The organism is Amycolatopsis rubida, assembly GCF_900115345.1.
Taxonomy (GTDB): domain Bacteria; phylum Actinomycetota; class Actinomycetes; order Mycobacteriales; family Pseudonocardiaceae; genus Amycolatopsis; species Amycolatopsis rubida.
On record NZ_FOWC01000001.1, the window covers coordinates 278,753 to 292,239 of the forward strand.

Annotated in this window: 13 protein-coding genes; 2 read left to right on the plus strand and 11 right to left on the minus strand. The window is 70.9% G+C overall.

Going from position 1 to position 13,487, the window contains the following annotated elements; translation table 11 throughout:
• Positions 1-71 precede the first annotated feature (71 nt).
• The 6 genes from BM362_RS01390 to BM362_RS01415 all read right to left on the minus strand — a co-directional run bounded on the left by BM362_RS01390 (position 72) and on the right by BM362_RS01415 (position 6,889).
• On the minus strand, positions 72-875 hold the full coding sequence (locus tag BM362_RS01390; RefSeq protein ID WP_093571941.1) for a sugar phosphate isomerase/epimerase family protein: 804 nt from the start codon (positions 873-875) through the stop codon (positions 72-74).
• A 34-nt stretch (positions 876-909) separates the two neighbouring features.
• Positions 910-2,616: a phage holin family protein gene (locus BM362_RS48075; RefSeq protein WP_208865086.1), complete on the minus strand. Its 1,707-nt coding sequence runs from the start codon at positions 2,614-2,616 to the stop codon at positions 910-912.
• A 148-nt stretch (positions 2,617-2,764) separates the two neighbouring features.
• Entirely contained in the window at positions 2,765-3,748 is a 984-nt protein-coding gene (locus BM362_RS01400; RefSeq protein ID WP_067590035.1) for a Ppx/GppA family phosphatase, read from the minus strand.
• 187 nt (positions 3,749-3,935) lie between these two features.
• Complete coding sequence (locus BM362_RS01405) at positions 3,936-4,625, minus strand: response regulator transcription factor (RefSeq protein ID WP_009071942.1); 690 nt, start codon at positions 4,623-4,625, stop codon at positions 3,936-3,938.
• Complete coding sequence (locus BM362_RS01410) at positions 4,622-5,860, minus strand: sensor histidine kinase (RefSeq protein ID WP_093571942.1); 1,239 nt, start codon at positions 5,858-5,860, stop codon at positions 4,622-4,624. Before BM362_RS01410 ends, BM362_RS01405 begins: the two co-directional genes overlap by 4 nt.
• Before the next feature lie 150 nt (positions 5,861-6,010).
• Positions 6,011-6,889, minus strand: a complete 879-nt coding sequence (locus BM362_RS01415) for an oxidoreductase (RefSeq protein ID WP_093571943.1) — start codon at positions 6,887-6,889, stop codon at positions 6,011-6,013.
• A gap of 75 nt (positions 6,890-6,964) precedes the next feature.
• Between BM362_RS01415 and BM362_RS01420 the strand changes: the two genes are divergently transcribed.
• On the plus strand, positions 6,965-7,591 hold the full coding sequence (locus tag BM362_RS01420) for a response regulator transcription factor (RefSeq protein ID WP_093571944.1): 627 nt from the start codon (positions 6,965-6,967) through the stop codon (positions 7,589-7,591).
• Positions 7,588-8,493 (plus strand): hypothetical protein, encoded by a 906-nt coding sequence (locus tag BM362_RS01425; protein ID WP_202505607.1) that lies wholly within the window; start codon positions 7,588-7,590, stop codon positions 8,491-8,493. The genes BM362_RS01420 and BM362_RS01425 overlap by 4 nt, the downstream gene beginning before the upstream one ends.
• 268 nt (positions 8,494-8,761) lie before the next feature.
• On the opposite strand, the gene BM362_RS01430 is transcribed toward BM362_RS01425, so the two are convergent.
• The 5 genes from BM362_RS01430 to BM362_RS01450 form a co-directional block, all read right to left on the minus strand.
• The gene (locus BM362_RS01430; RefSeq protein ID WP_067594834.1) at positions 8,762-9,511 is read right to left on the minus strand and encodes a phosphoglyceromutase; all 750 of its coding nucleotides are present in this window, start codon (positions 9,509-9,511) and stop codon (positions 8,762-8,764) included.
• A gap of 420 nt (positions 9,512-9,931) precedes the next feature.
• Positions 9,932-10,756 carry a DUF4349 domain-containing protein gene (locus BM362_RS01435; protein ID WP_093571945.1) on the minus strand — a complete coding sequence of 275 codons (825 nt, stop codon included), beginning with the start codon at positions 10,754-10,756 and terminating at the stop codon, positions 9,932-9,934.
• Positions 10,757-10,822: 66 nt separating this feature from the next.
• Positions 10,823-11,335 carry a type III secretion system chaperone family protein gene (locus tag BM362_RS01440; RefSeq protein ID WP_093571946.1) on the minus strand — a complete coding sequence of 171 codons (513 nt, stop codon included), beginning with the start codon at positions 11,333-11,335 and terminating at the stop codon, positions 10,823-10,825.
• Complete coding sequence (gene mshA, locus BM362_RS01445) at positions 11,332-12,630, minus strand: D-inositol-3-phosphate glycosyltransferase (RefSeq protein WP_067594843.1); 1,299 nt, start codon at positions 12,628-12,630, stop codon at positions 11,332-11,334. Before mshA ends, BM362_RS01440 begins: the two co-directional genes overlap by 4 nt.
• A 13-nt stretch (positions 12,631-12,643) precedes the next feature.
• Positions 12,644-13,465: an alpha/beta fold hydrolase gene (locus BM362_RS01450; protein WP_093571947.1), complete on the minus strand. Its 822-nt coding sequence runs from the start codon at positions 13,463-13,465 to the stop codon at positions 12,644-12,646.
• Positions 13,466-13,487: the final 22 nt, after the last annotated feature.

Genomic DNA, 13,487 nt, shown 5'->3' on the forward strand with positions numbered 1-13,487 from the left:
GGTGCCCGGCCGCCTTTGCGAGCCGAGCCGGGCAGGGACCGCCCGGACAGCCGAGCAAGATCACCCGCGGATCATTGCCCCAGATGCAACCGGGCGAACAGCAGCGCTTCGGCCAGCGCCCGGGCCCGCGACGCTGTGTCGGTGGCGTGGCGGGTGTTGACCTCCAGCACTACCTGCCCGGAAAAGCCGTCACTGACCAGCTTCTCCAGCAATTCCGCACACGGCTGCCCGCCACGCCCCGGAATCAGGTGCTCGTCCTTCGGAATCCCCGTCCCATCCGCCAAATGGACGTGGCTCAACCCCGCCCCCATCCGGTCCGCGAGCGCCAGCGCGTCCATCCGCGCCGCGGCCGAATGCGACAGATCCAAGGTGTAGTGCCGGAATCCGACGTCCGTGGGATCGATCGAGGGCCGGAAAGCCGACACGCGCGCGTCACGCGAACCGCCGGGCGGGCGGACCTTGAACATGTTCTCCACTGCGATGTCCACGCCGCTGGCGTCCTCCAGCTCGTCCACCAGATCGCCGAACGCGTCGCCATACCGCCGCTGCCAGCGGAACGGCGGATGCACCACGACCGTGCGCGCGCCGAGCTCCAGCGCGGCGTCCACGGAGCGGCGCAGGCGCACCTCCGGGTCCGGCGACCAGATCCGCTGCGTGATCAGCAGCGAAGGCGAATGCACCGACAGCACCGGCATCCCGGTACGCCGCGACCAGCGCCGGATCGCCGAGACGTCCTGGCTGATCGGATCCGCCCAGACCATGACCTCGACGCCGTCGTAGCCAAGATCGGCGGCCAGCTCGAAGGCCGCGCCCGCGCGCAGCGGCCACACCGAGGCGGTGCTCAGACCCACGGGGACGGGCGCGCTCTCACTCACGCGCCCATCCTGCCCCAGCGTCCTCGGCGGCGAGCTACTTGGCCACCAGCAACAGCGCCGCGGGCGACACCGTCACCACCAACCCGACGAGAATCGCCAGCAGGGTCGTCTGCAGGTCCTCGGCGCGCCGGATCTTCCGCACGATCCAGACCAGCGCGACGATCACCAGCAGCGCGCCCACGAGCGCGGCGGGCGCGAGGTTGACCCACAGCCAGTTGAAGCCCAGCCACACGGCGGCACCGCCGACGACGCCCAGCGCGAGCTGTCCGGCCAGCGTCAGCCACTGCTTGCCCGCGGACACTGCGGGTTCCGGCTCGGCTTCGGTCTCCGGGGCGTCGGCTTCCTCGGGGTAGTCGTCGTACTCGTCGCCTTCGGCGTAACCCTCGGCGTGCTCGTAGCCCTCGGCGTGCTCGTACCCGTAGCCGTCGTCGCCCTCGAAGTCCGGCTGGTCCTCGGGGTAACCGGACGGCTCGGCGAATTCGCGCTCGTACTCGGCCAGGTCGTCCTCGGCCGGGTCCTTGCCGCCCGGCGCGAACGGCATCGGGGCCGGGTAGCCCGCGGTCGGCGGGCCCGCGTCGTAGTCCGCCGCGGCGGGCGGGTACTCGTCCTCGTAGCCGTCGTCGACGTAGTCGTCCTCGGCGTATCCCTCCGCCGGTTCCGGCTCCGCACCAGCGGGCGGGACCGCTGGCATCATGCCGACCTCGGTGTCCTCCAGCTGCTCCGCCTGCCGGCGCTGACGCCAGCCGACAAGACCCGCTGGCGGCGCGTCCTCGGTGCCGCCCTCGGCGGGCGGACCGTCGATCGCGTCGAACTGCTCGGTGTGCGGCTCCTGCTTCGGTGCCGGACGGCGGGCCGGGGCACGCCGCGGCCGGTTGGGCGGAGCTGCCGGAGCACCGGGGGCCGGGAACGCACCGCTCGCCATCGGCGGTGCGGGCGGTTCCGGGGCATCGCCGTCGAGACCGTCGAGGCGGGCGGCCAAGCCGCCGTCCTGAGGCGGGGGCGGCGGAGCCTGCGGGGCCGGTCGACGGCGGACTGGCGGCACCGCGCCGCGGGTCTCCTCGTCGGCGGCCTGCGGACGCGGCGGACGGCCGCGCGGCGGCACCGGCATCTGCCCGGATTCCTGCGGCGGCGCGGGCGGACGCGCGTATCCGGAGTCCTGCGGCGCGGCGGGACGCAGGTAGCCGGTGCCCTGCGGACCGGCCGCGGGCGGCGCGGGGCGGGCGAACTGGCCCGACTCCTGCGGCGGCGCGGGCGGGCGCACGTAGGCCGAATCCTGCTGGCCGTTGGCGGGAGGCCGCGGGTACTGCCCGGACTCCTGCGGCGGAGCCGGGGGACGCACGTAGGCCGAGTCCTGCTGGCCGTTCGGCTGCGGAGCCGGGTACTGGCCGTTCATCGGCGGCGGACCGGATTCCTGCGGCACGGGGTACTGGCCCGAAGGCTGCTGCCCAGGACGCGGGTACTGGCCCGATTCCTGCGGGCCGGGCCGCTGGGCCGCGTCCGGACGGCGGCGGCCGCCCGGGGGGCGCGAAGGAGGCGGTGGGGTGCCGCCCTCGGACGCCACCCGGTCGATGATCGCCTGCGGTCCGGTGTCGGTGAGGCCCGAGCGCCGCGGGGCGGCCTCGTCCTCGTCATCGGCCGCCCTGCGCCTGCGTCGCCGTCCGCCGTCGACCTGCTGCCCGTGCTGGGCGAGCAGTTCGGCCACGGTCTTCTGGGGCTGGTCGCCGCCGGTCTGGTCCGTCATACCGTGCTGTCCAAAGCGCGCTCGGGGTTGGTTGTGGTCACTCGGGCACACCTGCCTCCGGAGCCGCGCGCAATCGACACCGTGCAGTGCATGTCCGTCACCTCTTCACCGTGCCTGGTCTTCGTCGGCCAAGTCCAGTCCGCTGCTGTCACCGGTCCTCCCCGCTCGCCGAAACGCCGGCGGCCGCTGCCCCAGTGTCGTCCGCCCCGTTGGCATGGTCCAACCGGCGCAGGATGACGCCCTCTCGCAGCGCCCAGGGGCAAATCTCCAACTCGGTCAGGGAGAGCGCCCGCATCGCGGCCTGCGCCACCAGTGCACCGGCCACGAGCTGGTGCGACCGGCTCCCGCTGACGCCTTCCAGCTGGGCCAGATCCGCGGCGGTCATCCGCGAAATGAAGGCGATGAGCTGGCGAAGGGCAGTGTCAGTGAGCGTACGGCGCACGCGGGGGCCCGCCGCCGAGGGGGCCGCCCCGGTCAGCCGGGCGAGCGAGCGGAACGTCTTGGAGGTCGCCACGACCCGGTCCGGCAGGCCCTGTCCGGCGACCTTCTTCGCGAGCCCGGCGAACTGGTCCTCCAGCCAGGCCGACGTCGCGACTACCTCGGAACGCGTGGGCGGGTCGTTGCGGAAGCGGGTGCGGGTGGTGCGCCCGGCGCCCAGCGGAAGCGACTCCGCGAGTTCGGGTTCCTCGTCGCGACCCATCGCGACCTCGAACGAACCGCCGCCGATGTCCAGCACCAGCAGTTTCCCGGCCGACCAGCCGTACCACCGGCGCACCGCGAGGAAGGTGAGCCGCGCCTCGTCCTCGCCGGACAGCACGCGCAGGGTGACGCCGGTCTCGGCGCCTACCCTGGCCAGCACCTTCGCCGAGTTCTTCGCCTCACGCACCGCGGACGTCGCGAACGCCAGCACGTCCTCGCAGCCGAGCCGCGCGGCCGCGGCCTTGGCCGATTCGACCGCCCGCACCAGGCCGTCCTCGCCGGGACGGCTCAATTCGCCGGACCCGGTGAGCTGCTCGGCCAGCCGCAGCATCGTTTTCTCGGAGTGCATCGGGGTCGGGTGGGCGCCACGGTGGGCGTCCACCACGAGCAAGTGGACGGTGTTGGAACCGACGTCGAGTACCCCTAGGCGCACGAGGATTCAGCGTACCGGTCCCAGTGCCAGGTCTCGAAACTGTAACCAACTCCACTCGGATCTACATCAACTCAGCGTGCGCGACCCGGCACGGTGTGCGGTGAAACCCGGACAAAAGCCGTGAAGGACTCTTTGAAGGAATCAGATTCCCTCAAGGAGTCCTTCACGGACGGTCCGGGAGGGCGGCTCAGGTCTCGAACTTGTAGCCGAGCCCGCGCACGGTCACCAGGTGCCGCGGCGAACCCGGGTCCGGCTCGATTTTCGAGCGGAGCCGCTTCACGTGGACGTCGAGCGTCTTGGTGTCGCCGACGTAGTCCGCGCCCCACACCCGGTCGATCAGCTGGCCGCGGGTGAGCACCCGGCCGACATTGCGCAGCAGATACTCCAGCAGGTCGAACTCCTTGAGCGGCAACGAGACCTCGCCGCCGTCCACGGTCACCACGTGCCGTTCGACGTCCATCCGCACCGGCCCGGCCGACAGCACCAGCGGCGCGAGTTCGCCGTCGCTGCCCGGTTCGCCGCCGCGGCGCAGTACCGCGCGCACCCGCGCGATCAGCTCGCGCGCGGAGTACGGCTTGGTCACGTAATCGTCGGCGCCGAGTTCCAGCCCGACGACCTTGTCGATCTCGCTGTCGCGCGCGGTCACCATGATCACCGGCACCGCGGAGCGTTGCCGCAGCTGCTTGCAGACGTCGGTGCCGCTCATCCCGGGCAGCATCAGGTCGAGCAGCACGATGTCGGCGCCGTTGCGGTCGAACTCTTCAAGCGCCTGCTGGCCGGTCACCGCGACTGCCGCGGTGAAACCCTCCTTGCGCAGCAAGAAGGCGAGCGGGTCGGCGAAGGACTCTTCGTCCTCGACTATGAGAACCCTCGTCACAGGTTTCCTCCATGGTCTGGGCTGGAGACTTCCTGCCCGGTTGCCACGAGCCGGGGTGTCCGCTCGGGGGTCTTGTCCGGCCGCGCGGGCGCGGCCTTGCGTGCGGTGTCGGCGGGTTCGGTGCGCACGTGCGCGGGGATGCGCAGGGTGAACGTCGACCCGGTGCCGGGACGGCTCCACAGGCCGACCGAACCGCCGTGGTTGGCCGCGACGTGTTTCACGATCGCCAGTCCGAGTCCGGTGCCGCCGGTGGCGCGCGAACGCGCTTTGTCCGCCCGGTAGAAGCGTTCGAACACGCGCTGCTGCTCGTCCTCGGCAATGCCGATGCCGCGGTCGGTCACCGCGATCTCGACCATGCCGTCGGCGAGCCGGCGCGAGATCGACACCGGGCTGCCCGCCGACGAGTACGCGACGGCGTTCTCCAGCAGGTTCGACAGCGCGGTGACCAGCAGCGTCCGATCGCCCTCGATGAGCAGGCCGCTGGCGGCGTCGGTGGTGATGGTGATGTCGGCGGATTCCGCGGACAGCGTGGTGCGCCCGAGCGCCTCGCGCACGACGGCGTCGACCTCGACCACGTTGAGGTCGGGCAGCCGTTCGGCGCCCTGGAGCCGCGACAGCGCGATGAGTTCGGTGACGAGCTGGCCGAGCCGGGTGGATTCGCGCAGGATCTTGCCGCCGAAGCGGCGGACCTCCTCGACGTCCTCGGCGGCGTCCAGCACGGCCTCGGTGAGCAGCGCGATCGCACCGACCGGGGTCTTCAGCTCGTGGCTGACGTTGGCCACGAAGTCGCGGCGCACCGCCTCCAGCCGGATCGCCTCGGAGTGGTCGACGGCCTCGACGACGGTGAACCCGTCGCCGAGCGGCCGGACCTCGCCGAGCACCGCCTCGGGCTGGCGGCGGCCGCGGCTCTCCAGCGGCGAGAGGTCGACCTCCATCGGCTCGTCGGTCTCGACCACCTGCTCGGCGGCCTTGCGCGCCCGCGGATCGGCCTGGTTCACCCGGACCAGGCCGAGTTCGTACGCCCGCGGGTTGTGCAGCACAAGGTCGCCGAACCGGTTGAGCACGATGACGCCGTTGTTGGAAGAGCGGATCAGCCGCATCAGCAGCTCCGCGACTGTGGGACCGGTGGGCCGGGCCGCCTCGCGCCGGGCGCGCGCCCTGGCCGTCAGGAACCCGGCGACCGCGCCGACGACAAGAGCGCCGATGGCCGTCAGCAGGACAACAGGCGTGGTCACGGGGGAATCGTAAGCATCCCGGTAGCCTTCCGGCCTAGTCCTGGAAGCCCGGTCGTGAGGCGAGTGACACCTGAGGGGGACATATTCGCCTCGGGGTCAGGCCCTGTTCACCCGATCGAGATGTTCCGGCACAATCGGCACGCTTAGCGTTCAGCGCGCGTCGAGGGTCTTGAGGTCCTCGTCGGATAGCTTCAGCGCCGCCGCGGCGACGTTCTGGTCCAGGTGCGCGGGGTCACTCGTACCGGGGATCGCCAGCACGTGCGGACCCTGCGCGAGCGTCCACGCCAGCCGCACCTGAGCGCTCGTCGCGTCATGCCGCCGCGCGACCTCGGCGACTCGTTCGTCTTCGTCGGACTGTCCACTCGCGACCGCGAAGAACGGCACGAAAGCCACACCCTGTTCGCCGCACAGCCGCAGCAGTTCGTCGTCCTCGCGGCGGACGGACAGGCCGTACTGGTTCTGCACGCACACCACCGGCGCGATCGCTTGGGCCTCGGCGAGGTGTTCGGCGCTGACGTTGGAAATGCCCAGCTCGCCGATCAGCCCCTCGGTGCGCAGTTCGGCCAGCGCGCCGAAGTGCTCGGCGAGCGAGCCGGAGCCGCGGTCCAGGCCGGTGCCGATGCGCAGGTTGACGACGTCGATGCGATCGCGGCCGAGTTCGCGCAGGTTCTGCTCGACCTGGCCGCGCAGTTCGTCGGGACGGGCGAACGGCCGGAACTGGCCGGATTCGTCGCGCGACGGGCCGACCTTGGTGGTCAGCACGAGGTCGTCGCCGTACGGAGCGAGCGCGGCCTTGATCAAGGCGTTGGCCGACCAGGTGGCACCGAAGTAGAACGCCGCGGTGTCGATGTGGTTCACGCCCAGTTCCACGGCTCGGCGCAGCACCGAAATCGCGCGACCGGCGTCGATCGGCGCGGCCGGGTCGAGCGAGCCGCCGAGCCGCATCGAGCCGAAGCCGAGCCGGTTGACGGTGCGGGAGCCGAGCTGCCAGGTGCCCGCGGCAGCGGCGGGAAGTGTCGTTTCGGTCATGTCTCCAGCGTGCTTCGCGGCCGGTCGTCGCGGTGGGTTTGGCAGCAAGCTGCCAACGCGGGAACACTGGACGACGTGCCCCGAGCCGAGGAAGTCGCGAACATCCGCGACGAGCGAGAACTGGTCGAACGCGCCGGACACCTGCTCGCCGGAGCCGACGAGTTCGCCTGCGCCGCGAACGACCTGCACACCTGGTCCGCGATGCAGAAATTCGCCCAGGAGCTGCCGAAAGAGCGGAAGCTGCGGATCCGCAAGGTCTACCTGTCGCGCGTCCTGCTCGACCCGGCGGGCGCGGAACACCTGCGGACACTGCACCGGCTCGGCGCGGAAGTCCGGGTCAGCGACCACGAGATCAACGAGACGATCCTGCTCGACGGCCGCGTCGCCATCCTCGCCGCCGGTCCCGGCTACAACGTCGTGACCGCCCCGGATCTGGTGCGCGGCATCTCGTCGCTGTTCGAGGCCGCCTGGCGCTCGTCGACCGCGATGGAGGCGTACGAGACGCGGTTCGCCGAGTTGCGGCAGTACACGCCACAGCTGCTGGACCTGCTGTCTTCCGGTTCCACGGACGAGAAGGCGGCCCGGGCGATGGGCGTCGGGCTGCGGACGTACCGTCGGCGGGTGGCGGAATTGATGGATGTACTGGGTGCGACGTCGCGGTTCCAAGCGGGTGCTCTCGCGAGGGAGGCGGGCCTGCTGTGAGGCGCGCCGTTCTCGCCGCGGCGTTGCTCACCGCGGGATGCGCCGCGTCCGAGCAACCCGCGCCGCCCGCGCCTGCTCCCGCACCGGCGAATGTGGCCTATGTGGACACCAAGGCGACCAGCGACGCGGTGTCCGGCGTCAAAAAGGCCGTGGAGACGGCGTTCAGCTACGACTCCACGAAGCCGGAAGAGGTCGCGAAAACCGAGCAGGAGTACCTGACCGGCGGGGCTCGCGCGCAGTTCGACAAGACCTTCGCCGAGGTCCGCACTGAGCCGGTGACCACGCAGACACAGGTGATCGAAACCGGTCTGGCCGAGCTGACCCCGGAGCACGCGCGGATGCTGGTGGTGGCCGCGCAGCACAGCAAACGCCCCGACGGAGCCAAGAACCAGAGCGTCGCGCTCATCCTGGTCACCGCGGGCAAGGCGAACGGGCACTGGCAGCTGCAGGATTTGAACTTCGACCCGCGCGGAAAGCTCACCGCAGCCCCCAGCCCAGCGGACGGCCTCGCCGCGACCCGGGACGCCGCCGTCAACGCGGCTGTCCAGGACGGCGGGATCCTGATGACCATCGACCCGAAGAACATCGACGGCAGCTACGCGAAGTGGGAAGAGGTGGCCGCCGAACCGCTTCTCTCGCAGTTCCGGATGAGCCGCCAGGAGACCGAGGACAGCATCCGCAAGACCGGGAAGAAGGCGGCCTTCGGCGCGGATTCGACCGCCGCGCTGACCGAACTCAGCCCGGACGGCACCAAGGCGGCGGCGGTGCTGTCGGCATTGGTGACGACGAGCGGCGGCCAGAACCCGGGGGAAAACCGGCTGCCGGTCCACCTCGACCTCGTCCGGCAGGGCACCGAGTGGAAGGTGTCCGGGATCCGGGCGTTCTCCAGCGCAGGGTCGTGAGCGGCAATCCCGGTTCTAACCGCGACCAGCACTCACGACGCCACCGCTCGCCGCCAGCCCTGCTCGTGAGGCAATCCCGGTTCTAACCGCGACGAACACTCACGACGCGATCCCGGCACCCCCGCGCAAACTGCCGCGCCCCGCCGCACCGCCGCACGCACCGCCGCCCCGCCGCACCGCCGCCCCGCCGCACGCCTCGCCGCCCCGCCGCACATGAGTGGCGTTGCCGGTGAGAACCGGCCCCGCCACTCACGAGCGCGCGAAAGGCTCAGCGGCCCTGGTTCGCCACTGCGGCAGCGGCTTCCTTCGCCGCCTCCGGGTCGAGGTACTCGCCACCCGCCTTGACCGGCTTGAGGTCCGCGGTCAGGTCGTAGCGCAGCGGGATGCCGGTCGGGATGTTCAGCGCGGCGATAGCGTCGTCGGAGATTCCGTCGAGGTGCTTGACCAGCGCGCGCAGCGAGTTGCCGTGCGCGGCCACCAGCACGGTGCGGCCCGCCTGGAGGTCGGGGACGATCGCCGACTCCCAGTACGGCAGCAGCCGGGCCACGACGTCCTTCAGGCATTCGGTCAGCGGGGCCCGGTCGCCGAGGTCGGCGTACCGCGCGTCGCCCGCCTGGCTGAACTCGTCCTTCGGGTCGATGGCCGGCGGCGGCGTGTCGTACGAGCGGCGCCAGAGCATGAACTGCTCCTCGCCGAACTCGTCCAGCGTCTGCTTCTTGTTCTTGCCCTGCAGCGCGCCGTAGTGCCGCTCGTTGAGCCGCCAGTCGCGCTTGACCGGGATCCAGTGCCGGTCGGCGGCGTCGAGGGCGACGTTCGCCGTGCTGATCGCCCGGCGCAGCAGCGACGTGTGCACCACGTCCGGCAGCAGCCCCGCCTCGGCGAGCAGCTGCCCGCCCTGGCGGGCTTCGCGCTCGCCGGTCTCCGAAAGGGGCACGTCCACCCAGCCGGTGAACAGGTTTTCCGCGTTCCACGTGCTCTGTCCGTGCCGCAGCAGCACCAGGGTCCCAAGTTCGGCCATGGCCATCAGCCTGCCAGAACGCGTGCGCGCCGCCAGTAGTGCGTCCACCCCTCTACCCAGAGTGCGTTACCCGGGAGTAACACTTTCACCCGACCCGCAGCCGGGTTGCCGACGAGCGGGCGAAAGAGTGCAAGGCGCTGCGCACTGTTATCCCCGTCAGCAAATTTCACTCGAACGGAGTAACCAGTAGTCTTGTGATTACTGGTCGATATCTGACAGGTTGGGCATGTCCCGCTCAGCCGGATTCCACGCACTCCCGGCTGATCACGGGCAGTGACCGCGGCTCGTCTCCCCCCTGCCGAGCCGCGGCCCGCCGGCCCCGTTGGCATCCCCCTCGTCACCGGGTCCAGCAGGCGGGACCTGCAGCGGGACGGCTCGAGATCGCGACTCCCCCTCCCTCGAGCCGTTCCGCCAGCCCCCTCACTGCGCGGGCCTGGCCTTACGCCGCCGCAACCACCAGAACACCGCGCCCGCCGGGATCCCGAACGCGGTCACAAACGGCAGCAGCACGCCGAGCACACGCACCAGCCCGCCGCAGAAGGCGACGAATGCGTCCCAGCCGCCGGACAGCCCGGCGAGGAAGCCGCCAGTCTCCGCCGTCGCGGCCGCCTGCTTCGTCACCGACAGCGACACGGTCGCCATCGCGACCTTCCCGGCCAGTGACGCCTGCTGCCGCTCCAGCGACTCCAGCGTGGCCTGCCTGCTCGTCAGCTCGCTCTCGACAGACGCGATCTCGGACACCGACTGCGCCTTCGCCAGCAGCGCGCGCATCCGGTCGACGCTCGCCCGCTGGGTCGCCAGCCGCGCGTCCACGTCGACCACCTGCGAGGTCACGTCCTGTGCGCTGATTTCCCGCCGCCTCACCTGGCCGAGCCCGCCGAGCTGGTCCAGCACGCCGTCGAGTTTCTCCGCCGGCACGGACAAGGTCAGCGACGCGGAATCGTCCGTCGCGCTCTCCTGCCCGGGGTAGCCGCCCGCAGCGGTCGCGATCGCCTTGGCGCGGGACACGACGTCGCCAGTCTTCGGGGTGGTCAGTTCCAGCCGAGCGCTGCGTGCCAGTTTGCGGTCAGTCGCGCCGGGCTCGGGCACGTACGCCTGCGCGTTGCCCTGCCTCGGCGCTGCCCCCTGCTCCTGCTGCTGCGCGGGCGCGACAGCCGACCTCGCCGAGTCCGCGGTGTTGCCGCTGCATCCAGCCAGCAGCAACACCGCGGCACCCGCGAGCACGTATCTCCATCGGGTCCGCATTCCCGTCTCCCTCCAGTCGTTGGCGGTGAGACGAAGCGACGGTGCGGACCCGTTGCACGGAATCGGTTACGACTCGGTCAACCCCGGTTCGTGCCCTCCGGCGGGTTCGGCGAGGTGTTTGAACGCCTGGAGGTTCGCCAGCGATTCGCCGCGCGAGACGCGCCAGTCCCATTCGCGCTTGATCGACGTGGCGAATCCGATTTCCAGCAGGATGTTGAAATCGCCGTCGGCGGCTTCGAGCACCTGGCCGAGGATCTTGTCCAGTTCGGACTCGGTCACCGTCTCCTTGCCGAAGCGGCCGACCAGGTAGATGTCGCCGAGACTGTCCACTGTGTAGTGCACACCGTAAAGCCGGGCGTTGCGCTGCAACAGGAACCGGTACACGTCCTCGTGCCGTTCGTCCGGACGGCGGCAGACGAACGCCTCCACCGAGAACGCGTGGTCGCCGTCCACGAGCCAGCAGTTGGTCTGCAGCTTCTTGGTTCCCGGCAACGTCACGAAATAGCGGCCTGCGCCGCGACGGTCGTAGGCGAGCCCACTTGAGTCCAAAGTGGACTTGATAGTCGCGTCAAGGCTCACACTGCCACCTCCGCCCGCAGTTCCAGCGCCTGCCGGAACGCTCTGGTCGCTTGAGCATAGATCTCCAGCAGCGAATCCGTGGTGCGCCGCCAGGAAAACCGCTGCGCGTGCCGCGTCGCGTTGGCCGCCAGTTCGGCTCGCCGGTCCGGCCGCAGCGCGACCGCGGCGAGCGCGTCGGCCCATTCCGGAGCGCCGTGCGACGGAACCAGCAGCCCGGAAACCCCGTGCGGCACCGCGACCGGCAGCCCGCCGACCTCCGCCGCCACCACCGGCGTACCGCACGCCTGTGCTTCGAGCGCGACCAAACCGAACGATTCGTTGTAGCTCGGCACCGCGACGACGTCGGCCGCGCGGAACACCGTGCGCAGCTTCAACCCGGTCTGCGGCGGCAGGAACCGCACCTGCTCGGCAATGCCCAGCGACACCGCCAGTTCGCGCAATGCCTGCGGCTGCTCCAACCCGGTGCCAGACGGTCCGCCGACCACCAGAACCACCAGCCGCGACGCCAATTCCGGCCGCCGTCGCAGCATTTCCGCCGCGGCGTGCAACAGCACGTCCGGAGCCTTGAGCGGCTGAATCCGTCCGGCAAAAGCGAGCACGACAGCGTCCGGCGACAGGTTCAGCTCGCGACGCGCGTCCAGCTGCGAGCCAGGCGTGAACCGTTCGAGGTCGACACCCGGCGGCACGGCATGCACAGCGTGCGTGGCAGCTCCGTAGAGATCGACCAGCTGCCTCGCCTCCACCTGCGTGTTCGCGACAAGACAGTCCGCTTCGGCGACCACCTGCTCCTCGCCCATCACGCGCGTGCGCGGCTCGGGTTTGTCACCCTCGGCGAGCAGCGCGTTCTTGACCTTGGCCAGCGTGTGCGCGGTGTGCACGAGCGGCACTCCCCACCGGTCCCGGGCCAGCCAGCCGACTTGACCGGACAGCCAGTAGTGCGAGTGGATCAGGTCGTAGTAGCCCGGCTCGTGAAACGCTTCCGCGCGCAGCACGCCCGAGGTGAACGCGCACAGCTGCGCGGGCAGTTCGTCGCGCGCCAGCGGCTCGAACGGCCCGGCGGGCACATGCCGCACCGTGACGCCGGGAGCCAGTTCGGCCAGCGGCGGCTGCTCCGACGAGGTCGCCCTCGTGAAGACCTCGACCTCGATGCCGCGTCGCGCCATCTCCTGCGCGGTCTGGCTGACGTACACGTTCATCCCGCCGGCGTCGCCGGTGCCCGGTTGCTCGAGCGGGGAGGTGTGCACGGACAAGACCGCGATCCGGCGCGGCTCAGCGATGAATCCCTTGAGGGTCACCTGGTCACTCCTGCTACTCGGCTGCGTCCCCGGCGAACCGCCGCAGCGCGGAGTTGAAGTCCTCCGGCTCCTCGATGAACGGCAGATGCCCGGCCTCAACGAACCAACGCAGGACCGCCCCCGGAATCTTCCCGGCCGAATACTCTGCCGCCGAAGGATCCACCACGCCGTCGGCCGAGCCGTGCACCACCAGCGTCGGTTTGTCGACCGCGGAAAGCACCTCACCACTGCCGATGTCCCGCCGGAACAGCGCGCCGCGCACCGCGGGCGGCACCGAAAGCGAACTGCCGAGCATCGCCTGCGCGTACGCACCAGGCACCTTCGGACTGGTCTGGGAGCGGGCGAACTCGACCAGCGCGGGGATCGCCGTCGCAGCGTCGGCCGAGAGCGCCGCGGGCAGCGCGGCCCGCATGATCGGCCCGGTCGCGCCGCCTTCGCGCTTGCGGCCGATCTCGGTGATCGCGCCCACCAGCACAATGCCGCCGAGCCGTGCGGTGCCGTGCTCGCGCAGGTAGTCCGCGATCACCAGTCCGCCGTAGGACCAGCCGACGACGATCGCGTCCGGACCGGCGAAGTCGAGCACCGCGGCGAGGTCTCCCGCCCACTGCGCGGGATCGTCGTAACCGTCCGAGGGGACGTCGGAGCCGCCGTGTCCGCGCAGGTCCATCGCGACGAGCCGGAACTGCCCGCTCAGCGCCGGGTCGGCCAGCTGAGCGGACCAGGCCGCGGCGGACTGGGCCCAGCCGTGCACGAAAACGATCGGACGCGCGTTCTCCGGGCCCTCGACGCGCAGTGCGATCCGCACGCCGCCGGCCCCGGTTACCTCAGTGTTCACGCCCTACTTCGTAGCAGACGGC

Excerpts from the sequence above, each read along its gene's own strand:
- BM362_RS48075 (WP_208865086.1), bottom strand. The coding sequence starts at position 2,616 with ATGACGGACCAGACCGGCGGCGACCAGCCCCAGAAGACCGTGGCCGAA.
- BM362_RS01415 (WP_093571943.1), bottom strand. The coding sequence starts at position 6,889 with ATGACCGAAACGACACTTCCCGCCGCTGCCGCGGGCACCTGGCAGCTC.
- BM362_RS01430 (WP_067594834.1), bottom strand. The coding sequence starts at position 9,511 with ATGGCCGAACTTGGGACCCTGGTGCTGCTGCGGCACGGACAGAGCACG.
- BM362_RS01435 (WP_093571945.1), bottom strand. The coding sequence starts at position 10,756 with ATGCGGACCCGATGGAGATACGTGCTCGCGGGTGCCGCGGTGTTGCTG.